This window comes from Vogesella mureinivorans (genome assembly GCF_007644035.1).
Classification (GTDB): domain Bacteria; phylum Pseudomonadota; class Gammaproteobacteria; order Burkholderiales; family Chromobacteriaceae; genus Vogesella; species Vogesella mureinivorans.
In genome coordinates, this window is record NZ_VMTV02000850.1 from 1 (window position 1) to 323 (window position 323).

General features: G+C 71.2%; 1 protein-coding gene. It reads right to left on the reverse strand.

Going from position 1 to position 323, the window contains the following annotated elements; all coding sequences use genetic code 11:
- Window positions 1–51 precede the first annotated feature (51 nt).
- A partial coding sequence (locus tag FLQ44_RS19920) for a cell division protein FtsQ/DivIB (RefSeq protein ID WP_147695766.1) occupies window positions 52–323 on the reverse strand: 272 nt, incomplete at its 5' end.

A 323-nucleotide genomic window follows, 5' to 3' on the forward strand; every position in this document is an offset into this window, starting at 1 on the left:
TGGAGGTGCCGATGTCGAGGCCAACGATCAGGGATTTGTCGCCTTTGCGGTTCATGTGTTCTGTCTCGGTGCAGCGGGAGTGCCGGCCTCGACGGCCGGGGGCTCGGCCCACAGCAGGGCGAAGCCGTTGGCATAGCGCAGGTCGGCGCGAAGCAGGGGGCGCGCTTCGGCGCGCTTGAGTTCAGGCAGGGCGGCCACGAAGCGCTCCAGCCGCGGCAGCGGCTGGCTGCGGCCCAGCACCAGCTCGGTGCCGCTGCCCAGCAGCAGGGTCCAGGCGCCGCGCGGCGACAGCTGAAGGTGCTGCGGGGCGTCACCCATCAAGG